Here is a 25,931-nt window from a genome sequence, read left to right as displayed (position 1 = left end):
CGGCCGGGTATTCTTTTTTGTATTTAGCGCTTAAGCTTGTGGAGGGTATCTACCAACAGGTCAATCTCAGCACAGGTATTGTAAAACGCAAGCGAAGGCCTCACGGTGGCTTCTACGCCGAAGCGCCTTAATATTGGCTGGGCACAATGGTGGCCCGACCGCACCGCTATACCTTGTTTGTTTAATGCGGCACCAACTTCTTCGGTTTTGAAGCCGTCCAGTACAAACGATAATACGCTTGCCTTATCATGGGCGGTGCCTATTAGTCGTATCCCTTTTACTTCTTTTAACAGGCTGGTGGCATACACCAGCAGGTAATGTTCGTATTGGGCAATTGCGGGCATGCCAAGGCGGGTTACGTAATCTATAGCTGCACCAAGGCCAACCGCATCGGCAATGTTGCCCGTACCGGCCTCAAAACGGGCAGGTGCTTCATGGTACTGGGTGTGCTCAAAGGTTACGTCTTTAATCATGTTGCCGCCGCCCTGCCATGGCTGGGTTTGGTTAAGCAATTCCTCTTTGCCATAAAGTACACCGATACCTGTTGGCCCGAACACCTTGTGGCCCGAGAAAACGAACCAATCGGCGTTCAACGCCTGAACATCAACCGGCATATGCGATACCGACTGTGCCCCGTCAACCAATACTTTAGCCCCTGCCAGGTGTGCAAGTTGGACTATCTGCGCAGCCGGCGTAACCGTGCCCAGTGCGTTTGATACCTGGGTAAATGACACCAACTTTGTTTTTGGCCCGAGTAGCTTGAGGTATTCATCAATCAATACCTGCCCGTCATCATCAACGGGGATAACCTTAATTTTCAGGCCTTTTTTACCGGCAAGCTGCTGCCAGGGGACAATGTTGGCATGATGCTCCAGGTGGCTCACGATAATCTCGTCGCCGGCGATGAGGTTTTGTTCGCCCCAGCTTTTGGCCACCAGGTTTATGGCCTCGGTAGCGCCCCTCACGAATACGATCTCGTTTACAGAGCCTGCGTTTAAAAAAGCTTGCACCTTTTTGCGCGCGCCCTCGTAAGCATCCGTAGCCCTTGCTGCCAGTTCGTGCGCTGCGCGGTGGATGTTGGAGTTTTCGTGTTCGTAAAAGTAGCTGATACGGTCTATCACCTGCCTGGGTTTTTGCGTGGTTGCCGCGTTATCCAGCCAAATCAATTGCTTCCCGTTCACCTGTTCCTGCAGTATAGGGAAATCATTCCTAACCAGGTTTACATCAAAAGGGGGCGTGCCGATACTGCTTACGCCAACTTTTGAGCTTTGTTGTTGCTGCGGCTTAAATTGCGGCAGCCCAAAGCTTGGCGATAGAAAGTAAAAAGGGCTTTCGATAACTGACGTTGGGGCACCTGATGGCAAGCTTCTCAGCGCGTCGGATGATTTTATCCCGCCCAGCAACTCCTTTAGTTCGATATCAAAATTTTGGTCTTGCTGATAAGGTAGAGCCGATAAGTTGTCGGGTACTTTTGTGTTAGGCTTAGGCGCCAGGTCTGTTTTTGAAGTCGGAACCGGCCCTGCGCCCGTATTTTGTAAATAAGATGAATAATTGAAATCCGGTGCGAAGGGCAGCCCTCTTTCCACTGGTGCTGCAGGCTGTTCCGGCCCGCTTAAGCCTGGATGTGCAAAGCCGGTTTGCGGATTTTGCAGGTTTACGGCGTTGCCCTGGTTGATCGCCGATGGCGAAACACCGCCGCCAGAAGCCGAAGCCGGCGGCGACAGTTGCTGCGGAACAGAGCCTGCTGCGCCGTGTACCGGCGCTGTATTCGGCGCGAAATCGGATTGCTGTAAAGTAGCTGCCGATGGCGCAGGTTGTTCCGGCCGTGCGGGGAGTTGATTTGCAAACACACCCGGGCCCGATTTGAAAAACTGGTTGGCCAGTTGCTCCAATTCTTCCACACCGGGTAAATTGGCCTGATTAGTATTTGTACTCATGATAATTACCTAAATCAACATCTTCCAAAACTGCTATAGCATCATCAACCAAAACGGCCAGCGAGCAATAAAGGGAAACTAAATAAGAGGCAATGGCTTTATTATTGATCCCCATAAAACGTACCGATAAGCCGGGCGACTGCTCTCCGGGCAATCCCGGTTGAAACAGGCCTACTACGCCCTGGCGGCTCTCGCCGGTACGCAGCAGTATGATTTTTGATTTATTGTTAACGATAGGCACTTTATCTGATGGGATAAGCGGTATGCCCCTCCAGGTTATAAACTGCGAGCCAAAAAGCGAAACGGTGGGCGGCGGTACGCCTCTGCGGGTACATTCGCGGCCAAAGGCTGCAATAGCTAAGGGATGCATCAAAAAGAAACCTGGCTCTTTCCAAACTTTGGTAATCAGCTCATCCAGGTCATCCGGCGTTGGTGGGCCAAGCCTGGTTTTGATTTTTTGCGATGCTGCCACACTGCTCAGCAAACCGTATTCCGCATTGTTGATCAGTTCGCTTTCCTGGCGCTCTTTAACAATCTCAATCGTTAACCTTAATTGCTCGCTTATTTGGTTATAAGGCTTACTGTAAAGATCTGATACGCGCGTATGTACATCTAAAACGGTGTTTACCGCGCTAAGGTTGTATTCGCGGGGGTTCTCCTCGTAATCAACATACGTGGAAGGGAGTTCGCGCTCATCGCGGTTAGAGCAATCTACTTCAACATTGTTGGCATCAACCACTTTGTTTAAGCGATAAACCCCCGATTCGACCGGTACCCAATTTAGCAAATGAGTAAGCCAGCGTGGCGTAATGATGGAGAGTTGAGGGACCGTGCGGGTTGCTACGGCCAATTGCCTGGCGGCTACGTCGCCAAGTGCGGTTTGTTGGTGTTTTGGTTCTGCCATATTGGGTATAAGTGTGTATGTAAATTAACAAGCTAATAGAGCAGAGAACTGCCTTTGCAATTATAATATATAAAGTCTATAGATTTAATAGTTTAAAAAAATATTTTATCTATGTTTGCTTCAGGTTTCCTTCTTACTGAGATTTCTACGAAAGAGATATTGCAGATTTTGAAAAATTATAACATCGTATAAAAAACAATAACCATTACATGAACATCTATTCTACTTCGATAGCAAAGAAATATTTAATGAAGCTTACCTGCCTGGCCTTAGGTTTAGGCGGGCTATCAGCCACCACTTTTGCACAAAATTTCATTCCCGAGGGTAAATGGCGTGGCGTGTTCCATCAGCCTGATGGCACGGATGTCCCCTTCAATTTTGAAGTAAAAGGCAAAACTGCTGCCACAGCTAAGATTTACCTGCTCAATGGCGGCGAACGTTTTGAAACCGGTGGTATCGTATCAAAAGGCGATTCGATTTTTGTTGCTTTCGACCAGTTTGATAACGAACTGGCCCTTAAAGCCGATGGCAAAAACCTTAGCGGCGTGCTGCGCAAAAAGGACCAAACCGGCCGCACTACACGTGTAGATGCTGTTTTTGGTGATGATTACCGCTTTGCCGATAACGGTGAAAAGCCGGTTGCCGATATTTCGGGAACCTATGATGTGGTTTTCAAATTGCGTAATGGTGCCGAAGAGAAAAAAGTTGGCTTGTTTAAGCAAAACGGAAGTAAACTCAATGCCACCTTCATGAGCATTACCGGCGATTCCAGGTTTCTGGAAGGGGTTGTGCAAGGCAATCAATTTAAGTTATCGGCTTTTATTGGCGGCGGTGCCTCGTATTACACGGGCACCATCGATTCTGCCGGTAATTTTAGTGGCAGCGCAAATGGTCAGCCTTTTACGGCTAAGAAAAATGCTGCCGCAGCCCTGCCAGATCCATATAAGCTCACCTACCTTAAAGATGGCTACACCAGCTTAGATTTTACCCTGCCTGATGGCGATGGGAACAAAATATCGCTAAAGGACGAGAAGTTTAAGAATAAGGTAGTCATCATCACTATCGGCGGCACCTGGTGCCCCAACTGCATGGATGAAGCTGCGTTTATGGCTCCCTGGTATAAAAAGAACAAGGACCGCGGGGTAGAGATAGTAGGGGTGCAGTTTGAGCGCAAGGCAGACGCTGCGTACGTTAAAAACGCATTGGAAAATTTCAGGAAACGTTTTGCCATTACCTACACCGAGGTATTTGGCGGTATTGCGGACAAAAAAGCCGTAGCCGAATCGTTCCCTGCTTTAAATACTTTCCTGTCTTTCCCAACTATTTTGTTTATAGACAAAAAAGGGAACGTTGATAAGATTTATACAGGATTCACCGGCCCGGCCACGGGTAAATATTATACACAGTTTATTAAGGAGTTTAACGAAGAAGTGACTAAACTTACCAATCAAAGTGCAATTTAAAATACGGTTATCATATCATGTGGCTGAGCATTACAAATAGCTCAGCCACCACTTTTCTTTATGCGCTTGCTTATAAGCATCATAACGTTTACATAAGGGGTATAACGCAATTACTATCCCCAACCAAACCAGGTAGGCAACAGGCAAAGAAAAACCGTACCCTGCCAAACCCCGTGTGAACCAGATGGGTTTGGTAAGTATCCATATTCTCCAATCCTGGCCCGCAGTAACTGCCGACGTTACGATGGCGATGATGTGGATGATGTATATGTGGATAAGGTAATAGAACATCGGCACCCTGCCATATACAGAAACTACCTCAACTAATCGCCCTTTCAATCGTTCGGTAAATGACAGGAATAAGAATGCCGAGCCTAAGGTTATCAGCAGGTATAAAAGAGAGGGCGGATACTTACTGACGTTAATGAATGAGAGGAAGGTGAAAAACGCGTTTTTTTGTACCGACCATGCTGACGGGTCTCCATACACGTTGGCGTAACGCAAGGCTACAAACACGGCTATGCATAACCCACCGGCCAGCAATAAATTCCGCTGCCTTTGGCTGCTGTCGTACCCTGTGGCAAACCAGGTACCCAGGCAATACCCCAAAGGCATAACCGCCATCAGCGGCACAATTGGATAGCCTACCAAAAAAAGTTCGCCGTGCCAGGTGAAAAACCGTTGATCGTGGATAAGCGACCAGCCGAATGCCGGTAGGGAATCGCCATCGACATGAACTCCATCGAGCAGATTGTGCCCTGCTATAATCAAAACACTACCAATCAGGATGGCTTTTACGGGCAAATGGATAACCCCTGCCAGGATAATCATGCTTATGCCAAGGGCCCAAATGGTGATGAAAAAGAACATAGGAAACGTGAGGTTGAAATTCCAGCCCAGGTTAACTACTATCAGTTCAAGAAATATCAACCATATGCCTCTCTTTACAAGGAATATAGATAGTTCCTTTTTAGTCTTCCGCTGCCCAATGAGGTATGCCGAGGTGCCGGCCAAGAGCATAAATATCGGCGCACAGAAATGGGTAATCCACCGGGTGAAAAATATGATGCCGCTTGTTTTAGTAAGGTCCAAAGGGTCGAAAAGGAACGAACCTGAATATAAGTAATCCCTCACATGGTCAAGCGCCATGACGATCATGATAGTGCCTCGCAGGAAATCGATTGAGGTTATCCTGTTTCTTAAATTTAAAATTGTGGTCATTGGTGTTTGGTTGAACTTAATAATGCCGTTGATTTGCTTAGCTGCCAATTTACATGCGAGGCAGTACTGGTGTTTCGCGATTTATGGCAGCTTTGATTATAGTCTGTTATATGATATAAAATTATAGGTGTTGTGGACTAGTTATATAGGCCAGAAATAATAAATAGAATAGCCCAGTTATCATTAATAGCATATCATCAAGGTAAATAGCCGCATTCGCAAATAATTACTTATTTTGCTGATGTGGAACCAATATTACTTTCCAAATTGCAGGCGCGAAAGATTATTCTTGAGGCCGCTGGTCTTGCACGGCACGGGCAGTTCGGTACAGGTATAGAAGCTGTTTATCACTTGATAGATCAGCTGGGCTTTGTGCAACTGGATACCAATTACGTGGTGGAGCGCGCGCATCATCATGTAATGGCTGCGCGGGTACCCGATTATGAAACCGCTTGGCTGGCAGAACTTACAGAAGAAGGCCGGATTTTTGAGTATTTCACTTCTGATGCGGGGTATATCCCAATGAAGGATTTCCGCTTCTCGCTGCCGGTAAAACAGGCATTTGCCCAACGGAATACACTCACGAAACCAGAAGTTAATTTGATAAAGCAGGTGCTCGACCGGATAGGGCGGGAAGGCCCGCTGATGGTTGGGGATTTTGAGAACGACCGCTTAGAGGCCAGTTCTGGTTGGTGGGATTGGCGGCCCGCAAAGGTTGCGCTGGAACGCTTGTATCTCAGCGGCGAATTGATGATAACCCGAGACAAAAAATTTCATAAGCTATACGATTTGCCAATGAACTTATTGCCGGCGGATCTGGATTTGCAGGTTCCATCGGCGGAGGAATACGCGCGTTTTGTAATCCGGCGCACGCTAGGGGCGTTGGGCATTGCTTATGTAAAAGAGATGGCCTGGCGTGCCCGTTACGTAAAAGGCAATTTGGTAAAACAGGAACTGGCGAAGATGGTGGCAGCGGGAGAGGTGCTGACTGTAGCGGTAGAGGGATTGAAAAGCGCGCCGCTGTACATGTTGCCCAATCAAAATACGGAGGTGGAATTGGCGGGTAATGCATTTATCTTATCGCCCTTTGATATCCTGAATGTTTTCAGGCATCGCTTGAGAGACTTTTTTGATTTTGATTACCAGGTGGAGTGCTTTGTACCCGCTCCTAAACGAAAGTATGGCTATTTCTCTTTGCCGGTATTGGTGGGTGATACATTCGTTGCCCGTATGGATGCAAAAGCCGACCGGAAACAAAAGCTACTCATCGTTCACAACCTGCACTTCGAACCGGTAGATATTAGCGAAACGATGATCGAAAAAATTACAGAGGCGCTGAAAACCTTTGTGCAATTTAACCAATGCCGGGATATTGTGTTCACCAAATCAAATAACGAGGCATGCCTCAACGCTTTGAAAAAGAGTTTATGATGCGGCCGAGGTAATTGGCACTGCAATAATAAAAAAGCTTTTTTTTAGCACAATAATGGGTTGGGGTAGTTGTCGCTTTGATCCTCAGCCACATTATCCAGGCAAACAAAATCCTTCTCCACTAATAAGTATATGGCGCTGTTGCTGTTTTCAAAGCCTATGCGGTCGCTATAAACCCATTCCTCAATCATTTTGCCGGGCATGTGTATAGTGATGGTGTTATCCTCAAAACTTGCCGATAGTGAATTAACCATGCCCCGGCGCAAGGCATACTTAAACACCTGCGCGCCAAAATTGGTGCTTTCTTCTATAAAGCCGTTCATGGCAAGGCTGGCCACATCGCTTTTAGTAAGCCTATACCGCAGCGAATTGCCCTTTATCCTTATCTTCATAACATAATATTTCTTGTGTTTGAACGGTTACTACATCGCCTATGATAATTATAGCCGGGTAGGTTAATTTATGCTGCTCTGCCAGCCACTCCAGGTTGCGGGCCATGCCAACTGCGCTGCGCTGGCTTGGCAACGATGCATGTTGGATAATAGCCGCCGGGGTGTTCCCAAAACCGGCATCCATATAGGTTTTAGCTATCTCTGCCAGTTTTTTCATGCCCATATATATAACTACAGTCGCATTGCTTTGTATGGCCAATTTCAGGTCGGCCGATAGCCCCCCATCCTTTTTGGTGCCAGTTATCATCCATACGCTTTCGCTTACCCCGCGATGGGTAAGGGGGATATCTTCAAAACCCGATGCTTGCATGCTGGTAATGCCCGGGATGAAATGCGTTTTAATGCCATGCTGCCGTGCGAAGATGATTTCCTCGAAACCACGCCCGAAGATGAACGGGTCGCCGCCCTTAAGCCTTACAACCATGCCTTTGGTAAAAGCGTAATGGCGAATCAGCTCGTGGATGTTTTCCTGCGGGGTGTAATCGCCGTAGGGGCGTTTACCTACATATACCTTTTCGCAGTCTTCGCGGCAAAGGGCCAGCAATTCGGTATTGGCCAGGTTATCATATAATACTACGTTGGCTTGCTGCAGTATTTTGTATCCTTTTACCGTAATCAGGTCAGGATCGCCCGGGCCGGCTCCTAACACAAATAATTCTGGTTTTATTGATTTATTTTCCATTTTATTAAAATTTAATGGTAAAAAAGAGCTTTTTATCAATCAGTTACTGTGTTTTAATCGCTTTTATAACAAAAATGCAATTAAAATATCATAAAAACTGATTTAAATTATATTTAATGCTCTAAATTATGAATAATAAAGACAAATTGTATGATTTATTTAATAAAAAATTCAATTTTTATTTCTTTTTGATGATTATTTGAATTATAATTGTGATGTAAATGCATTTAAGGTCGCAGTTTGATGTATTTAGTTCTGAAATATCGCTTTAACACTTAAAAAATATTACAATGTCAAAACCAATCATTATTGTTGCAGGCAACGGCATGGTAGGCTACAAGTTTTGCGAGAAGCTTCTGGCCCGCTCATCACAGTTCCAGATAATTGTTTTTGGCGAAGAACCCCGCCACGCTTACGATAGGGTGCACCTCAGCGAGTATTTCAACGGGAAATCTGCTGACGATCTTTCGCTTTCTACGCACTCCTGGTATGCCGATAACGACATCACACTGCACCTCGGCGATCCTATCCAGGAAATTAACCGCGCTCAAAAAACTATTCACTCCCTAAAAGGCGTAACCCTACATTACGATTACCTGGTATTAGCTACCGGCTCCTCGGCTTTTGTGCCCGATATCCCGGGTATCGAAAAAGAGGGCGTATTTGTTTACCGTACTATAGAAGACCTGGAGCTGATAAAGGCCTGCGCTGCCACTGCAAAATCGGGCGCGGTAATGGGCGGCGGTTTGCTTGGGCTGGAGGCAGCCAAAGCATTGATGGACCTGGGCATAGCCGAGCCGCATGTAATTGAGTTTGCGCCAAGGCTGATGCCAAGACAGATTGATTCGGCAGGTAGCAATATGCTGCAACTGAAGCTTAATCAATTGGGTTTGCATATTCATTTAAATAAAAGCACTGCCGCCATAGTGGGCGGTAAAAAGATAGATGCCCTGCGTTTTAACGATGATAGCCTGCTACCGGTTGATATGCTGGTGATATCGGCAGGCATCCGCCCGCGCGACGAGCTTGCTAAGCTGGCCGGGCTGCACGTTGGTACCCGCGGGGGCATTATCGTGAACGAAAAAATGCAAACCAGCGACGAGCATATTTACGCTATTGGCGAATGTGCCCTGTATGAAGGGATGATATACGGACTGGTTGCACCGGGTTATGAGATGGCCGATATAGTTGCCGCTCATTTAACGAAAGCAGATAAGTCTTTCTACGGCTACGATATGAGCACCAAGCTAAAGTTGATAGGTGTTGATGTGGCCAGCTTTGGCGATGCGTTTATCACCGAGCCCGATTGCCGTACCATATTGTTTGAGGATACGCATAAGGGTATTTACAAGCGCATTAACATTAGTAACGATGGGAAGCAGCTTTTGGGCGGTATATTAATTGGCGAAGCGGAAGCTTACAACATGCTGCTGCAAACCGTAAATAATAAAATTGTACTTCCACCCGATCCGGAGGATTTGATATTAGGTTCACGCGGTGGTGCAGTAAGCGAAGGCGCAGGCGTAATGAACCTGCCCGATGATGCGCTTATCTGTTCCTGCGAGGCGGTAACTAAAGCTGCTATTTGCGGCGCGGTGAACGAGCAGGGTATCACCAACATAGATGGCATGAAAAAATGCACCAAAGCCGGTACCGGTTGCGGTGGCTGCGTGCCATTGGTGAAGGATCTGATAGCGGGTACGATGAAAGCTAACGGCCAATACATCAAAAATGTGATATGTGAGCATTTTGATTATTCGCGCCAGGAGCTTTTCGACCTGGTGAAAATAAACGGCCTGAAGAATTACGACCTGGTGCTGGATCATTATGGTAAAGGTGATGGTTGCGAAGTTTGTAAGCCCGTTGTGGCAAGCATCCTCTCCAGCCTTTGGAACGATGTAATTGTAAAACAAGAGGTGATACAGGATAGTAACGACCGCTTTTTGGCCAACATCCAAAAAGGTGGCACGTATTCTGTGGTGCCGCGCATCCCCGGCGGAGAAATAACGCCCGATAAATTGATTGTAATTGGCCAGGTGGCTAAAAGATACGGGCTTTACACCAAAATAACCGGTGGTCAGCGTATAGATATGTTCGGCGCGCATTTAAATGATTTACCGGCAATTTGGGAAGAATTGATTGATGCCGGTTTTGAAAGCGGGCACGCTTACGGCAAAGCCCTGCGTACGGTTAAAAGCTGCGTGGGCAGTACCTGGTGTCGTTTTGGTTTGCACGATAGCGTAACCTTTGCCATCGAAATAGAAGACAGGTATAAAGGCATCCGTGCGCCGCATAAAATAAAAGGTGGCGTAAGTGGCTGCGTACGCGAATGTGCCGAAGCGCAATCAAAAGATTTTGGCATCATAGCCACCGAAAAAGGCTGGAACTTATACGTATGCGGCAACGGCGGCTCTAAACCGCAGCATGCACAATTGCTGGCTACTGATATAGATAACCAAACCGTTATCAAATACCTCGATCGCTTTTTGATGTTCTATATCAAAACAGCCGATCAGCTTACCCGTACTGCAACCTGGTTGAACAAACTGGACGGCGGGATGAGTTACCTCAAAAATGTTGTCATTAACGATAGCCTGGGTTTGGGCGAGCAGCTGGAAGAAGAAATGCAGGCATTGGTAAACACCTATCACTGCGAATGGAAGGAAGTGATAGAAAGCCCTGCCATGCGTAAACGCTTCTCGCATTTTATAAATGCCCCCGAGGAAAAAGATCCCTACGCCCAATTTGAACCCATGCGCGAACAGGTGCGGGCCAAAGAATGGTAGGGTTTTAAGTCAAAACTCAAAAGTAAAAATTCAAAAAAAAAGCGCGGGCTGGGTGCGATTCCCCTCTTGAGAGGGGCGGAGGGGTGTGTTAGTCCGCATGCATTACAAAAGGTTGATCAAAATAGGCGTCTGCCGCTATTAAAACATACAGATATGGAAACAACATTAACAACCAACTGGATACTGGCCTGCTATGTAGATGATGTGCCGGATAACGGCGGATCGTGCATTAAGCATGGCGATGAGCAAATTGCCATATTTAACTTTAGCCGCCGCGGCGAATGGTATGCCACCCAAAATCTCTGTCCGCATAAACAGCAAATGGCGCTTTCGCGTGGGATGATAGGCAGTGCCGGCGAAAGCTGCGAGCCCAAAGTGGCTTGCCCGTTTCATAAAAAAACATTTTCGCTACTTACCGGCGAGTGCCTTGGCGAAGATGATATGGTTATTAAAACTTACCCGGTAAAAGTGGAAGACGGTAAGGTTTTTATAGGCGTAGCTTAATCAAAGGTTGGTATCCTGTGTTAATGCAAAAAGCTTATCTGTATCGGTAATGCTTATTTTTTTACCGTTGGCAATAATGGTAGCTTCCTGTATCATCTCGTTCACTACTCTAAAAACGGTTTCGTAGGTAGCGCCTGCGTAGGAGGCCAGATCCTGCCGGGTAAGTTCTATGTCTACATGCCCCTCATCATTTGTCCCAAACTGCTCTTTAAGGGATATCAATGCCTGGGCTACGCGCCCTTTCACCGGCATATGTGCCAGGTTGCGCATTTTGCGTTCCGCCTCTTTTAATTCCTCGGCAAAAAACAGCATCAAGTCATAAGTAAAGCCGGGATTTACTTTCATGGTGGCCTCAAAAAATTCCATATCCACATAGCATATCAGGCTTTCTTCTAAAGCCGTAGCCGATATAGGGTAATTAGCGGCTTGCTTGCCTAAAACCCTGTGCCCAAAAATAGCACCCTTGTTAGCAAAGCGAATGATGAGTTCTTTATCGGCCCCCCACTTCTTGTGCACTTTTACATTTCCCTCGTAAACAAAATAGATCCCGGTAACCGAGTCGCCCTCGCTGAAAATTACTTGCCCTTTTTTAGCAACAAAGTTTTTTTTGTTGGCGGCAACTGCCGGTAGCCACTCTTTTATACAGCTCCTGCACAAAAAGCAAGACTGGTTATCGCATTGGGTGTTTTTTTTCATTTATAGCTTTTTTGTGCTTTTTGTTGGCTAAATTATGACAAAATGAATGGTTATTTGCTGTTTTTAGTGTAAAATATCTGTTAAGTATAAGATATATCATAGATTTTCACACTAAAGTGCATTTTAAAGTGCCTTGAAAATTATCAAAACTATATTTTGAGCAATTTTTTGTGGCATAAATTTAGATTTTTATTAAAAAATGACTTATTGTATGATTTTAATCATAAAAATTGATTTTAAAACGATAAAAATTGCATTTAATCATTAATTATGATATATTTATAATAATGAATCACTCTAAAAACAACAATTGCCCCCGCCTATGATAAAAATAAAAAAACAATAAAAAAGCCCTGCCGGGAGGTCGCATTCCCAGACAGGGTTAAACAGTTTTTAATCGCTTTAACAAATAAAAAACCAAACCAAATGTATAAAAATGTACGTTATAAAATCATAATATTTGCCGTATTTTTAATTTTCGGCTGTTTTCAAATCACCACAGTAAAGGCTCAGTTTAGCCTGGTTGGGCAATTGCGCGTACGCGCCGAAGACCGTAACGGTTACGGTAACCTGGTGCCAAACGGCGCAAAAAATGCCGACTTTATTTCTCAGCGCACCCGTTTGAATTTTGGCTACAAATGGGATCTGTTAACCTTTGGCGTTAGCGTGCAGGACATAAGGGTGTGGGGGGCGGATGCTTCTACTATATCACTCGCAGATGGCAACCGCTTTATGCTGCACGAAGGCTGGGCAGAGCTAACCCTGGCCAACAAAGCCGATACCAACGTAAGGTTTAAGCTATTGGATATGCTTACCTTAAAAATAGGCAGGCAGGAACTGATCTATGATGATTCGCGCCTTATTGGTAACCTTGACTGGCTACAGCAGGCGCGCCAACACGATATGGTCTTATTAAAGGCTATGCACCACGGCTGGCAGGTAGATCTCGGCGCTGCATATAACCAAAATACCGATGCCGCCGGTATAACCAACAGCAATTACCTGCCGGGTAATTTACCTGCTTATATTAAAAACAGCGCAGGTACGCTTGTACCGCTGCCGGCAGGCCTGTTGCCGTTAGCGGCTGGTGGCAGCGCAGCAAATAATAGCTCAAAAGCGGGCACCCCCGTATTTACAAATCCCGCAGGTACCAATGGCGCAACGCAAAACTATAAGTCGTTCACCAGCTTGTACATCAGCAAAAAAATTGACCAAACCAAGCTATCGATACTGCTCTTCAATGATAATTTTGGTAAATACCGGCTCGATTCAGTAGGAGCTGCCGCCACAGGATATGTTTATGGCCGCCGGTTTGTGCCAAACGGCATAGCAGACACCTATGACTATGGCATAAACCGTCGCTATACCTATGGCTTAATGCTTAGCCCTACTATTGGCAATGCATCGGGCTTTGGTAAGATAGCTATACAGGCAGCTTACTACCGTCAATCCGGCAAGGATAGAGACGAGAAGAAGATGAACGCGTACCATTATACTATAGCGGCCACCTATCAAAAGGGCTTGTTTAGCATCACCCCGGGTTACGATGTGGTTTCGGGTAGCTCAACTTCAGATATTGCCGCAGGTAAAAACAACTCCTTCGACCCATTGTACGGCACGCCGCATAAGTTTTGGGGCTACATGGATTATTTTTATGCAGGCACCGGATCGCCTAAAGGTGGTTTAAATAACCCTTATCTCAAATTCAAATACACCGCAAACACCTTTGCGTTAGGGCTCGATCTGCATTCGTTTTCGCTTAATAAGGATATGAAAAAAGCCGACGGAACAGTTATTGGCAAAAACCTGGGTAAAGAAGGCGACCTGCTTTTTAGCTATACCGCAAACAAGTTTACCAATATAGAATTTGGTTACTCGCTTATGAAAGGTACCGATAGCATGCCCTTTGCCAAAGCACAGGCTGTAAACGATGCCACTGCTGCTACCTTTAATAAAACAGCTACCTGGGCTTATGTAATGATAAAATTCACGCCCGACTTTTTTTACGCCAAGCCGGTTGCAATCAGACAATAATTTAAAACAATATAAACTACCCCTAAAATGAATATATACATACAAAAATATTGCAAGCCATTATTATTATGGAGTTTGTGCGTGTTGATACTGGTAAGCGGCGCTGCTGCCAGGCCACCCAAAAGGGTTGTTAAACTGGGTTTTATTCCCTTAACAGATTGTGCTCCCCTGGTTATTGCAAAAGAGATGGGCTTTTTTGCAAAGTACGGGGTTGACGTACAGCTGTCCAAAGAAGCATCATGGGCGGTGATCCGCGATAAAATTTTAAATGGCGAGCTGGATGGTGCGCATTGCCTGTTCTCTATGCCGTTTTCGGTTTATACAGGTATAGGTGGCAAGGCCGGTTCCGAAATGAAGATAGCCATGATACTAAATAACAACGGGCAGGCCATTACCCTTTCTAAAGATTTTTGCGGGCTGGTTGGGTTCAGAGACCTTAAGAACGTAGCGGCGGCCATCAAATCTGTAAAGGCGCACAAGGATGTAACCTTTGCCATGACGTTTCCGGGTGGCACGCACGATATATGGCTGCGTAACTGGCTGGCTGCTTGCGGTGTAAATTCAAAATCGGTAGGTATTATTACGATACCGCCGCCGCAGATGGTTGCCAACATGCGGGTTGATAACATGGAAGGTTTTAGCGTTGGCGAACCTTGGAATGGCGTAGCTGCTACTCAGGGTATCGGCTTCACGCAGATCTCCAGCCAGGACATCTGGAAAAACCACCCCGAAAAAGCGCTGGTAGTTAATAAAGCCTTCGCCGAAACCGACAAGGAAGACCTTAAAAATGTAATGAAAGCCCTTATTGAAGCCTGCAGATGGCTTGATGTGATGAGCAACCGCAAAAAAGCTGCCTTGCTGCTAAGTAAGCCAAACTATGTAAATGCACCGGTGCAGGTAATTGAGGCCCGGTTAATGGGTACTACCGAAATTGGCTGCGATTTGGGCGTGCAAAAGTATAAAGACGACTACATGACGTTTTACAACAATGGTGTGGTAAATACGCCAAAGTTATCATACGGTATATGGTTTATGGCACAGTACGTGCGCTTTGGCATGCTTAGCACGGCGCCCGATTACAACACAATAGCGCAGAAATTAATTATGGACGATTTGTACGCCGAAGTTGCAAAAAGCATGAATGTACCCATACAGGAGGATATGAGGCCCTTTAAAACCAACCTGGAAACTATCGTCTTCGATCCGAAAAACCCTGCGCCATACATAGCAGGTTCAAAGAAATAGTTAGTAGTTAATTGAAGTGGATTTTTGCCGGGTGCTGTTTATCCCGGCAAAATTTGCTAAAACACTTAAAATGATATGAAGAATTTATTTTCGATAAAAACCGCGGTGTCGGTAGGGTATTTTGTGGCGGGAATGATAATTATGGGCGGTATTTGGGCCCTGATAGCCAAACTTACCAAAAATGAGATACCTACTCCGCTGGCTACCTGGGCGGTATTTAAGGAGGTAATACAGCAACCTTTTCAAAACGATGCCGACCAGAAGGGGATCATGACCAAGTTACTAAGCTCGCTCGCCAGGGTGGGTATTGGTTTTGGCTTAGGCAGCCTGTTTGCCATTCCTATTGGGCTTATGATGGGCAGCAGCAAAATAGCTATGCGCATTATTAACCCTATGGTGCAAATTTTAAAGCCTGTTTCGCCGCTGGCCTGGTTTCCGTTGGGGCTGGCCATTTTTCAGGATTCGCCAAAGGCAAGTATCTTCATGATTTTTATATGCTGTATATGGCCAACCTTAATTAACGCCGCTTTTGGAGCATCCAGCATTCCGCAGGATCATAAAAACGTGAGCAAGGCATTCGGCTTTTCTACCTGGAGCTACCTCAGCAAAATACTATTACCCTTTAGTTTGCCGCATATTATTACAGGGCTTAGGCTATCTATTGGTATTGCCTGGATGGTTATTGTTGCCGGCGAAATGTTATCCGGCGGAATAGGGCTGGGCAATTTTGTTTGGGAAGAAGGCTTTAACGGCGGCAGCGTAGCCAAAATTTTGGTGGCGATAATTATCATAGGCATAGTAGGCTCACTACTGGATATGTGTTTTACCTGGCTACAGAAGAAATTCTCATACGCGGCTTAAAAATTTAAGATCATTATTAAAGTGTAATTTATGAGTAATACATCAACAATATCACTATCAGACGAAGGCGTTTCGGTAGTTGATGAAGATCTTTTGGATCAGGGTACTAAACCGGTAAGCATACAGGTAAGTAATGTAACCGTAAGCTTTAAAACGCCTAAAGGCTTATACACTGCCGTAAAGGAGATAGATCTGACGGTAATGAAAGGCGAAATAGTGGCATTGATAGGCCACTCGGGATGCGGTAAATCAACCCTGATGAGCACGATAAGCGGCATGGTAAAACCTACCAGTGGCGAGGTGTTTGCTAATGGCAAAAAAGTAACCTCACCGGGCCCCGACAGGGGGATAGTTTTTCAAAATTATTCGCTGTTGCCATGGCTTACGGTTTATAAGAATATTTATGTTGCCGTTGATGCTGCCCTGAAAGATAAAACATCTGCCGAAAAAACCGCGTTGGTTGAAACCAACCTTAAAATGGTTAACTTATGGGAGCATAAAGATAAATTACCGGGCCAGCTATCGGGCGGGATGAAACAGCGGGTTGCCATAGCGCGCGCTTTTTCCATCAATCCCAAAATACTATTACTTGATGAGCCTTTTGGTGCGCTGGATGCTTTGACAAAAAGCAGCATGCACATCGAATTGTTGAAGCTTTGGGTGATGGATAATAGGCAAAAAACCATCATTATGGTAACGCATGATATTGAAGAGGCCATATTTTTATCAGACAGGGTAGTGGTTATGAATAACGGCCCGGCGGCTACCATTAAAGAAATTGTGGATATACCGCTTAGCCGCCCCCGCAATAAAAAGGACATTGTTCACGACCCCGCATACATTAAAATACACGATAAACTATTGAATCTGTTGATAGATAAGTTCTCTATTGCTGATATATAACAGGCGCATTTAACATAAAAAATCAAATAGCTCAATCATGAATCAAACAGGAAAACAACTTACCAAACTCAACATATTTTCGCTTAAAGGCGTGCAAATGCGCACCTTCCATACTACCTGGCTTATGTTTTTTGTGTGCTTTTTTGGCTGGTTCGGCCTGGCACCATTAATGCCAACCATTCGGGCCGAACTGCATTTAACAAAAGGGCAGGTGGGTAATACGATCATCGCGTCGGTAGCTGCTACCATCATCGCCCGCCTTATTATAGGCAAGCTTTGTGATACCTGGGGGCCACGCAAAACAGCCGTACGCCTGCTATTGGTTGGCTGCCTGCCGGTGTTTTTAGTTGGCCTGGCGCACGATTATACCTCCTTCCTGTTGTTCAGATTGGCTATTGGCGTTATCGGCGCATCGTTTGTGATTACCCAGTTCCATACTTCGATGATGTTTGCACCTAATATAAAAGGTACTGCAAACGCGGTAACCGGTGGCTGGGGCAACCTGGGCGGCGGCGTAACCAATATGGTAATGCCCTTAATTTTTGCCGCTATCGTAGGTTTTGGCTACACCAAGGCAGAAGCATGGCGCTACGCGATGATTGTACCTGGTACTATGATGCTGCTTATTGCTTTAGTGTACTGGAAGTATACCAAGGATACGCCTGATGGCAATTACGACGAGGTTGGCTATACTAAAGCAAACTCTGCAAAAACCGATTGGTCGGTATTAGCAGATTGGCGCATCTGGGCGCTTACCCTTGCTTACGCCATGTGCTTTGGTATGGAGATCACCTTTGATAACGTAGCCTCGTTGCACTTTGTAGATACATTTAAACTTTCGCAAAGCTCGGCTGGTTTCTGGGCCGGTATCTTCGGTTTCATGAACATTTTTGCCCGTGCACTTGGCGGTATCGTATCAGATAAAGTAGGCGGCAAATTTGGCATGCGCGGCAAGGGCTTGTTATTAGCCGGCGTGCTGCTGCTGGAAGGTGCAGGGCTGGTACTGTTCGCGCATTCGGGTTCGTTGGTGATGGCTATTGTTACCATGCTTACGTTCGCACTGTTCCTCAAAATGTCTAACGGAGCCACTTATGGCATTGTGCCTTTTGTAAACGCTAAAAACGTAGGGTTGGTAAGCGGTATTGTGGGTGCAGGCGGTAACCTGGGCGGCATGATGTTCGGCTTTTTATTCAAGTCGGAATCTATTACCTATGTGCAGGCATTTACCTATATAGGGTATGCGGTTATTGCGGTATCGGTAATTGTGCTCATCACCCGTTTTCAGAAGCAAGCCCAGCCAAAGCAAGCCGAAGAGCCTGTTTTAGAGGCAAGCATCGCATAAAGAAAGTACTTATGAGGCTTTTTGCTTTTAGCGTTCTGCCTTCAGCTCAAAATAACAATGTCTAACACAAAACTATCCGCTCATACTCAAAAAAGTACCTGCTGCTATTGCGGGGTGGGTTGCGGCGTTGTTATCAATAAACAAAAAAACGGCAGTATTACGCTGGAAGGCGATAAAGCTCACCCGGTAAATAAAGGGATGCTTTGTAGCAAGGGGCTAAACCTGCACTACACCGTTAACGATAAAACCGATAGGCTACTGTACCCGCAAATGCGCTACGGTAAAAGCATGCCAATGCAAAGGGTAAGCTGGGACGATGCATTAGCGCGTACAGCAGCCGTTTTTAAAACCTTCATCCAAAAATACGGACCCGACTCGGTGGCCTTTTATGCCTCGGGGCAATGCCTTACCGAGGAGTATTACGTGGTAAACAAGCTGATGAAGGGCTTCATCGGCAGTAATAATATCGATACCAATTCGCGCCTGTGTATGAGCAGCGCGGTGGTGGGATACAAAATAGCTTTAGGCGAAGATAGCGTACCGGTTTGCTATGACGATATAGAACTGGCCGATTGCTTTTATGTAACCGGCGCCAACCCGGCCTGGTGCCATCCAATTTTGTGGCGAAGAGTGGAAGCGCATAAGGCCGCTAATCCCGATGTAAAGATCATCGTGGTAGATCCCCGCGCTACTGATACCTGTGGTATTGCCGACCTGCACCTGCAGCTAAACCCCGGTACCGATATAACACTTAACCATGCCATTGGCCGTGTGCTGATAGAAAACGGAGATATCGACCTTGATTTTATCACCAACCATGCCGATGGTTTTGAACAGTATAGTCGCTTGGTGTTTGAACGCAGCGTGGCTGATGCGGCACAGATCTGTGGCGTAGCCGAAAACGACATTCGCCTTGCCGCCCTTTACATAGGGCAGGCCAAAGGCTTTATCTCCATGTGGACGATGGGGCTTAACCAGAGCGCCATAGGGGTAAACAAAAATTTAAGCCTTATAAACCTCAATTTAATAACCGGGCACATTGGTAAGCCGGGCTCGGGCCCGCTATCATTAACCGGGCAGCCAAATGCAATGGGCGGGCGTGAAGTTGGCGGGTTAGCCAACTTGTTGCCTGCTCATCGCAACCTGGCCAACCCACTGCACAGGGCCGAGGTGCAGAAGTTTTGGGGCGGAACAGAAATTGCCGCCAAGCCGGGCCTTACCGCTACTGAGATGTTTGAGGCATTGAACGATGGCCGCCTGAAAGCCATCTGGATAATGTGTACCAACCCGCTTACCAGCCTGCCTAATGTGCGTTTGGCCGAGGAGGCCCTCAAAAAAGCGAAGTTTGTGGTAGTGCAGGAGGTAAGCAATAAGCCCGAAACATTGGCCTACGCCGATGTGATACTCCCTGCCGCTGCCTGGGCCGAAAAGGAAGGCACCATGACCAATTCTGAGCGGCGCATTAGTTATTTGGAGAAGATATTGGAAGCCCCAGGCGAGGCTTTGCCCGATAGCGAGATCATTTGCCGCTTTGCGCAAAAGATGGGGTATAAAGGTTTCGATTTTAAAAACGCTGCCGAAATTTATGCTGAACATGCCAAACTTACTGCTAAAACTACGATTGATATTAGTGGCTTGAGTTATGAAATATTAAAACGCGAAGGCACTGTTCAATGGCCTTATAAATCGAAGAAAAACAAAGGAACACCACGATTATTTACCGATAAACAATTTTATACCGAAAGCAAAAACGCCCTCATCAGCGCCGTGCCTGATGCGCTGAACAGCGAACTGCCGGATAGCAGCTTCCCTCTTATCCTCACCACCGGCCGCATCCGCGACCATTGGCACACCATGAGCAAAACGGGTAAGGTTAATAAGCTGAACCAGCATATTAAGCAGGCGTTTTTAGAGATCAACACGCTGGATGCCGCGCAATTGGGCATCAAAGAAGGAGATGTAACGGTTATTACATCCCGCAGGGGTGAGGTACAGGTGAAGGCAAAACTATCTGCAGAAATAAAACAAGGCGTGGTATTTATGCCAATGCATTGGGGTAAAATATTGGGTAACGACCTTAACCGTGTAAACAATTTAACCAACGACGCGGTAGACCCTATTTCAAAAGAGCCTGATTTTAAATATTGCGCGGTAAGCGTTCAAAAATATAAAAAGCCGTTCCAGCGCATTGTGGTGGTTGGGGCCGGTGCCGGTGCCTATGGCTTCGTAAAATCGTATCGCGAACTGAATAGGGATGATGAAATCACTATTTTTAGTAAAGAAGATTTTCCGTTCTACAACCGCGTAATGCTGCCCGATTACATCAGCGGCGAGCAACGCTGGGAGCAGCTGGTTAAAATGACCGATGAGGAAGAACCGGGCTACAACATCCGCTTGCTGCGCGGCGTAAGCGTAGAAAAGATAGACCGCGTTAACAAGTTTGTTATTGACAGCCGGGGTGTAAAAACTCATTATGATGTGCTGTTGCTGGCAACCGGCAGCCGGGCATCTATCCCTAAAAATGTACCATCACTGCCCGGTATATTCAGTATGCGTAGCCGTAACGATGCCGATAACTTTAAAAAGCACGTACCAAAAGGTGGGCATGTGGTTATAGTCGGCGGTGGTTTATTGGGGCTGGAAATGGCCGCTTCGCTCCGCGAGATAGGCATTACTATTACTATTATCCAGCGGACATCCCGTTTTTTAAACCGGCAGCTGGATGAGTTAGGTAGCCGCCTGCTGCACGAGGAAATGGCCGACCAGGGTTGCGATATTTTTTATGATGACGAAGTGCAGCTGTTCTTTGGCCGCTCCAAACTAACCGGTATAGGTTTACGGAGCGGGCGCAAAATAAACTGCGATGCCATGATACTGGCCATTGGTACCACGCCTAACCTGGAGATAGCCAAAGACTGTGGACTGGATTGTAAACGCGGCGTTTTGGTGAACGAACGGCTGCTCACCAGCGACCCATCTATCTACGCTATTGGCGAGATAGCCGAATTTAATGGCACCCTGTATGGCATCACTGCCGCTGCCGAGCAGCAAGCAGAAGTGGTTGCCGCTTACATGAACGGCGATATTGCCAGCTATTATAAGGGCAGCCTGTTTATGAATATTATCAAAATCCACGGCTTCGACCTGTGCAGCATTGGCCTTTCTGATTGCCCGGATGATAAGGACTACGAGGAAGTTGTATTTATTGATAAGGCCAAACGCTACTACAAAAAGTGCATCATACACCAGGATAAGTTGGTAGGTACAATTTTGATAGGCGATAAAAGCGAGTTTTTAGAGTTTAAGGAACTCATTGCCAACAAGACCGAACTCAGCGATAAACGGCTCAAGCTGCTTCGCAGCGGCAAAACTGCCGAGCCGGTTTTGGGTAAACTGGTATGCAGTTGCAATAATGTGGGCGCGGGCAATATCCGCAACAAAATTGAGGCGGGCTGCGATAACCTCGTCAGCCTTTGCACAGCAACCGGAGCCGGTATGGGCTGCGGCAGTTGCAAGCCCGAAGTAAAACGGTTACTGGGAGAAATGCAAACGGTAAATGCGGTATGATGCAAAGCAACAGTAAAAAGCAGATTAAAATAAACCTCCCGGGTGGTGTAGTGGCGGCCGGCGATCTTTATGAGATTTTAGTATTGGCGCAAAATGCCGGTGTCGAACACGTGCGTTTTGGTAATCGCCAGCAATTGTATTTTGAGGTAGATAGCCAGGAACTGGACGCTTTGGATTTAGTGCTGTTGAACGCCGGTATTGATTATGAAGCAGATGCCGCGCAATACCCCAACATAGTAAGCTCCTATATTGCCGATGGTATTTTTAACCAGGAGAACTGGCTGAAGGAGGGTGTTTATAAGGATATTTTCGATCTGTTTGATTATATGCCCCTGCTGAAAATTAACCTGGTTGATAGCAGCCAAACCTTCGCACCCTTTTTTACAGGGAACCTTAATTTTATATCCTCATCTGTAAGTAACTATTGGTACCTGCAAATAAGATACCCCAAAACTAATATCCTGTACAGCTGGCCATCTTTAATTTATTCGGACGATATCCCTGCTACAGCCAAAGCGGCAGAGGAAGTGATATTCAGCAATAAGCAGCTGTTTTACGATCAGCCGGAAATTGATTCAAACCTATTCCATCAAATGGTATCGGCGGGGAATGATTTTGTAATCCAGCAGATAAATCAGCCTTTAAAACTGCCCGATTTTCAGCTGCCATACTACGAAGGTTTTAACAAACAGGGCAATAAATATTGGCTGGGCATATACCGCCGCGATGAGCTTTTTGCCGTTGAACTGTTAAAGGACATTTGTAAGCTTTGCATGCAAACTCGTATAGGACAGCTCTACATCAGTCCCTGGAAATCTTTACTGATAAAAAATATAGAGCCTGCCGACCGCCCTTTGTGGGGCAATATCCTCAATAAATACCGGGTAAACATCCGCCATGCTTCTAATGAGCTTAATTGGCAGGTGGAGGACTTGTGCAGTCAATGCCTACAGCTTAAGCAGCAGTTGGTTCGCGAATTTGAGGAAGCCGACCTGCGCACCTATCGACTTAGTTTTGTGGTTAAGCGGTCGCCAAAATCGGGGCTGTACGGTTCTGTTATCATACGCGAACGCGCCAACGGCTTGTTCGAAATAGCTCATACCCTCGATTTTAACCCCAACAGGAAAGAAGCGGTGATTTACCAGGAGGGCGCATTAAGAGAAAATTTAAGTAAACATCTAATTGCGCTTTGCGATAAGTTTTATGCCGGGCAAATTGAAGTTTCGCAACCAAAGGAGGCTGTTGCTAAAGTAGAACCGAAGACTAAGGAAAAGCAAGTGTATCAATGTGGTTGTTGTTTAACCATCTATGACGAAGCTTATGGGGATGAACTGAACGGTGCGTCGCCGGGAACGTCTTTCGCGAGTTTGGTTGATTTTGTGTGTCCGGTTTGTGAAGCCGGAAAAGACGAGTTTAGTGCGGTTTCCACAGCAGTAGCCTAATTGCGCCTGATATCGCCTGTAGCTTTAATGAAGCCGGCGGGGTTTTATTGCCTTATAGTGCTCTTATATTCAATATTTTACGTGAATATAAATTATTACCCGTCTAAATTCTCACGGGTGTTAAGTAAGGTAAAGATAGTTCCTGATCCATAAGTCCGGGTAATAAAAATCCTCTATTCTATAAATTGAAGCGTGTCGTTAGGCGGTTCAACAATCCTTTTTTATAGTATCGTTTTGTTAAAAACATGTTAAAATATCTTGTTTTCATACTGTCTACAGATTTGCCTGCTACTATTGTTGTCAATCAGTACCATAGGTTATTTAGTCGATACAATTAAGTTTTTTGTCGACACTCTAAAGTAACTTTTCCATACCGGTCATAATTTTAGATACAACAATAAACGTTAATTAAGCATGGATAGAAAAGAATTCCTGTCATCAATGGGTTTAGGCGCTGCGTCCCTGGCGGTGATGAGCTGTTTTGGCTGTAGTAAAGGCTCAAATTCTACAAATAGTTCTACACCGGCACCTACCGGCGTTGATTTTACACTGGACCTTAGTACATCGGCTAATGCAGCCTTAACAAGTAATGGCGGTTATTTAATATCCCATGGCATTTTAGTGGCTCGCACCGCATCTGGCGCGTATATTGCAGTACAGGAGTCATGCACACATGAAAATTACCCCTTAGTATATCAGGGAGGCAGCAGCCGGTTTTATTGTAATAACCATGGCGCTACCTTTACCGAAAAAGGCGTAGTTACGGGCGGGCCAACAAGTAGGTCCTTAGCGGTCTATAATACTACGCTTGCCGGAACATCGTTAAGGATATACTCTTAAAATTTAAAAGTCATGAAATACTTACTTGTTCTATTTTTATTTGCCTTTACAACGCCGGCGATCAACTGGTTGGGCGATTTTAACGAAGCACAAAAAGAAGCACAAAAAACGCATAAACTTATCGTCATCAATTTTTCTGGTAGCGACTGGTGCGGCCCTTGTATCCGCACCCGCAAAGAGATATTAGAAACCAAAAGCTTTGAGGATTACGCTTCAGATCATTTGGTGTTGGTGCGGGCAGATTTTCCTCGCCAAAAGAAAAACCAATTGCCCAAAGATCAGGTAAAAAGGAATGAAGCCTTAGCAGACAAATACAACCCTGACGGTGAATTCCCGCTCACGCTGCTGGTTGATGAAAACGGCAAGGTGATCAAAAAATGGGAAGGTTTCCCCGGTGTGTCGCCCGAGAAGTTTGTTGCGCAAATAAGCGAATCAGCCAATGCAGGCCATTGAGACCTCGAACCTTGAAAAAGCTCATAAGCGGGTACTTAAGCTTATGGGTAATCGCTTTGAGATAAGCGTTGTAGCCGAAGATGCAAATTGGGCGGAAGAACGGATAGATATGGCCATTGTTGAAATACAGCGGATAGAAAAGCTGCTGACCACCTTTAGCGATGATAGCCAAACCAACCAAATAAACGCCAACGCTGGTATTGCCCCGGTAAAGGTTGACCGCGAGGTTTTTGATTTGATTGCGCGGTCGCTTAAAATCTCCGAGCTTACGCAAGGTGCGTTTGATATTACCTACGGTTCCATAGATAAAAGTCTTTGGAATTTCGACCTGGGTATGAAAGCCTTGCCCGACGCTGCAACCGCAAAGGCTTCTGTACGGCTCATTAACTACAGAAATGTGATACTGGACAGTGAGCAAACCACTGTTTTTTTGAAAGAAGTGGGGATGCGCATAGGCTTTGGTGGTATAGGTAAAGGATATGCTGCCGATAAAGCAAAAGTTGTTTTACAGCAAAATGGTGTCAAAAGTGGAATCGTTAATGCAGCAGGGGATTTGATTACCTGGGGTACACAACCCAACGGAAAACCCTGGACAATTGCAATTGCCGACCCAGACCATGACGCAACGCCGTTCTCCACATTAAACATCAGTAATTTGGCTATTGCCACATCGGGCAACTATGCTAAGTATGTAATAATCGACGGCAAAAAATACTCGCATACCATCGATCCAAAAACCGGCCTCCCGGTAAGCGGCATAAAAAGCGTAAGCATTATAAGCCCAAGCGCCGAATTTGCCGATGCCATGGCTACACCTGTTACGGTTATGGGTGCCTATGTAGGGCTCGATTTAGTCAATCAACTGCAAAACGTAGCCTGCGTGGTCATAACCGATGACAACAAGCTCTATACTTCTAAAAATATCAATATCAAATAAAATGCTAAAACGCCCCCTACGAGTAATAACTATCCTTTGCCTGTTGGCAATGTATAGCCTTTCATCCTGTGTTTCAGTTAAACCGTATCAAAAAAACCGCCTTAACGACAGCGAGATGGATCTCACTGCCAGGAAATCACAAAAGTTCGAACAAAGCTTCCAGCTTTACCGCGAAGGTAGCTCAGGAGCCAACGGTGGTAAAAGTGGCGGTGGTTGTGGCTGTAACTAAAA

The 25,931-nt window shown here is 45.9% G+C and carries 21 protein-coding genes; 15 read left to right on the top strand and 6 right to left on the bottom strand.

The features are described from left to right. Positions 1 to 23 precede the first annotated feature (23 nt). Positions 24 to 1,937 (bottom strand): family 2A encapsulin nanocompartment cargo protein cysteine desulfurase, encoded by a 1,914-nt coding sequence (locus AC1DXC_RS22285; RefSeq protein WP_477461378.1) that lies wholly within the window; start codon positions 1,935 to 1,937, stop codon positions 24 to 26. Next, positions 1,921 to 2,841 carry a family 2A encapsulin nanocompartment shell protein gene (locus AC1DXC_RS22280; RefSeq protein WP_477461377.1) on the bottom strand — a complete coding sequence of 307 codons (921 nt, stop codon included), beginning with the start codon at positions 2,839 to 2,841 and terminating at the stop codon, positions 1,921 to 1,923. The genes AC1DXC_RS22285 and AC1DXC_RS22280 overlap by 17 nt, the downstream gene beginning before the upstream one ends. 209 nt (positions 2,842 to 3,050) lie before the next feature. On the opposite strand from AC1DXC_RS22280, the gene AC1DXC_RS22275 reads away from it, so the two are divergent. Next, on the top strand, positions 3,051 to 4,304 hold the full coding sequence (locus tag AC1DXC_RS22275; protein WP_477461376.1) for a peroxiredoxin family protein: 1,254 nt from the start codon (positions 3,051 to 3,053) through the stop codon (positions 4,302 to 4,304). A 30-nt stretch (positions 4,305 to 4,334) separates the two neighbouring features. Here the strand turns inward: AC1DXC_RS22275 and AC1DXC_RS22270 are convergent, their stop codons facing one another. Continuing rightward, positions 4,335 to 5,525 (bottom strand): acetyltransferase domain-containing protein, encoded by a 1,191-nt coding sequence (locus AC1DXC_RS22270; RefSeq protein ID WP_477461375.1) that lies wholly within the window; start codon positions 5,523 to 5,525, stop codon positions 4,335 to 4,337. Positions 5,526 to 5,768: 243 nt separating this feature from the next. Between AC1DXC_RS22270 and AC1DXC_RS22265 the strand changes: the two genes are divergently transcribed. Continuing rightward, a complete protein-coding gene (locus AC1DXC_RS22265; RefSeq protein WP_477461374.1) occupies positions 5,769 to 6,956 on the top strand; it encodes a winged helix-turn-helix domain-containing protein in 1,188 nt (395 codons plus the stop codon). A gap of 44 nt (positions 6,957 to 7,000) precedes the next feature. On the opposite strand, the gene AC1DXC_RS22260 is transcribed toward AC1DXC_RS22265, so the two are convergent. Together AC1DXC_RS22260 and cobA are read right to left on the bottom strand one after the other, a co-directional pair. Then, the gene (locus AC1DXC_RS22260; RefSeq protein WP_477461373.1) at positions 7,001 to 7,348 is read right to left on the bottom strand and encodes a DUF7009 family protein; all 348 of its coding nucleotides are present in this window, start codon (positions 7,346 to 7,348) and stop codon (positions 7,001 to 7,003) included. Continuing rightward, the gene (cobA, locus tag AC1DXC_RS22255) at positions 7,311 to 8,090 is read right to left on the bottom strand and encodes a uroporphyrinogen-III C-methyltransferase (RefSeq protein ID WP_477461371.1); all 780 of its coding nucleotides are present in this window, start codon (positions 8,088 to 8,090) and stop codon (positions 7,311 to 7,313) included. Before cobA ends, AC1DXC_RS22260 begins: the two co-directional genes overlap by 38 nt. 290 nt (positions 8,091 to 8,380) lie before the next feature. Here cobA and nirB point away from each other — a divergent pair, with 290 nt between their 5' ends. Next, positions 8,381 to 10,876 (top strand): nitrite reductase large subunit NirB, encoded by a 2,496-nt coding sequence (nirB, locus tag AC1DXC_RS22250; protein WP_477461370.1) that lies wholly within the window; start codon positions 8,381 to 8,383, stop codon positions 10,874 to 10,876. 153 nt (positions 10,877 to 11,029) lie between these two features. Continuing rightward, entirely contained in the window at positions 11,030 to 11,380 is a 351-nt protein-coding gene (nirD, locus tag AC1DXC_RS22245) for a nitrite reductase small subunit NirD (protein ID WP_477461369.1), read from the top strand. On the opposite strand, the gene AC1DXC_RS22240 is transcribed toward nirD, so the two are convergent. Beyond that, complete coding sequence (locus tag AC1DXC_RS22240) at positions 11,381 to 12,076, bottom strand: Crp/Fnr family transcriptional regulator (RefSeq protein WP_477461368.1); 696 nt, start codon at positions 12,074 to 12,076, stop codon at positions 11,381 to 11,383. Positions 12,077 to 12,502: 426 nt separating this feature from the next. Between AC1DXC_RS22240 and AC1DXC_RS22235 the strand changes: the two genes are divergently transcribed. The 11 genes from AC1DXC_RS22235 to AC1DXC_RS22185 all read left to right on the top strand — a co-directional run bounded on the left by AC1DXC_RS22235 (position 12,503) and on the right by AC1DXC_RS22185 (position 25,929). Next, on the top strand, positions 12,503 to 14,110 hold the full coding sequence (locus AC1DXC_RS22235; protein WP_477461367.1) for an alginate export family protein: 1,608 nt from the start codon (positions 12,503 to 12,505) through the stop codon (positions 14,108 to 14,110). Positions 14,111 to 14,137: 27 nt separating this feature from the next. Then, a complete protein-coding gene (locus AC1DXC_RS22230; RefSeq protein WP_477461366.1) occupies positions 14,138 to 15,355 on the top strand; it encodes a CmpA/NrtA family ABC transporter substrate-binding protein in 1,218 nt (405 codons plus the stop codon). Positions 15,356 to 15,430: 75 nt separating this feature from the next. Continuing rightward, entirely contained in the window at positions 15,431 to 16,216 is a 786-nt protein-coding gene (locus AC1DXC_RS22225; protein ID WP_477461365.1) for an ABC transporter permease, read from the top strand. A gap of 30 nt (positions 16,217 to 16,246) precedes the next feature. Next, complete coding sequence (locus tag AC1DXC_RS22220; RefSeq protein WP_477461364.1) at positions 16,247 to 17,119, top strand: ABC transporter ATP-binding protein; 873 nt, start codon at positions 16,247 to 16,249, stop codon at positions 17,117 to 17,119. Between the two features lie 37 nt (positions 17,120 to 17,156). Next, positions 17,157 to 18,461: an MFS transporter gene (locus AC1DXC_RS22215; RefSeq protein WP_477461363.1), complete on the top strand. Its 1,305-nt coding sequence runs from the start codon at positions 17,157 to 17,159 to the stop codon at positions 18,459 to 18,461. Between the two features lie 57 nt (positions 18,462 to 18,518). Beyond that, complete coding sequence (locus tag AC1DXC_RS22210) at positions 18,519 to 22,028, top strand: molybdopterin-dependent oxidoreductase (protein ID WP_477461362.1); 3,510 nt, start codon at positions 18,519 to 18,521, stop codon at positions 22,026 to 22,028. After that, entirely contained in the window at positions 22,025 to 23,470 is a 1,446-nt protein-coding gene (locus AC1DXC_RS22205; protein WP_477461361.1) for a rubredoxin, read from the top strand. Before AC1DXC_RS22210 ends, AC1DXC_RS22205 begins: the two co-directional genes overlap by 4 nt. Positions 23,471 to 23,884: 414 nt before the next feature. After that, positions 23,885 to 24,310 (top strand): QcrA and Rieske domain-containing protein, encoded by a 426-nt coding sequence (locus AC1DXC_RS22200; RefSeq protein ID WP_477461360.1) that lies wholly within the window; start codon positions 23,885 to 23,887, stop codon positions 24,308 to 24,310. A 12-nt stretch (positions 24,311 to 24,322) separates the two neighbouring features. Beyond that, entirely contained in the window at positions 24,323 to 24,763 is a 441-nt protein-coding gene (locus tag AC1DXC_RS22195) for a thioredoxin family protein (RefSeq protein WP_477461359.1), read from the top strand. Between the two features lie 43 nt (positions 24,764 to 24,806). Continuing rightward, on the top strand, positions 24,807 to 25,700 hold the full coding sequence (locus AC1DXC_RS22190) for an FAD:protein FMN transferase (protein ID WP_477461358.1): 894 nt from the start codon (positions 24,807 to 24,809) through the stop codon (positions 25,698 to 25,700). Next, complete coding sequence (locus AC1DXC_RS22185; RefSeq protein WP_477461357.1) at positions 25,657 to 25,929, top strand: DUF4266 domain-containing protein; 273 nt, start codon at positions 25,657 to 25,659, stop codon at positions 25,927 to 25,929. The genes AC1DXC_RS22190 and AC1DXC_RS22185 overlap by 44 nt, the downstream gene beginning before the upstream one ends. Positions 25,930 to 25,931 lie beyond the last annotated feature (2 nt).

This window comes from Mucilaginibacter sp. P2_D11 (genome assembly GCF_056404435.1).
The sequence above is the reverse complement of the archived record's forward strand: the minus strand, read 5'-3'. Positions and strand labels throughout refer to the sequence as shown.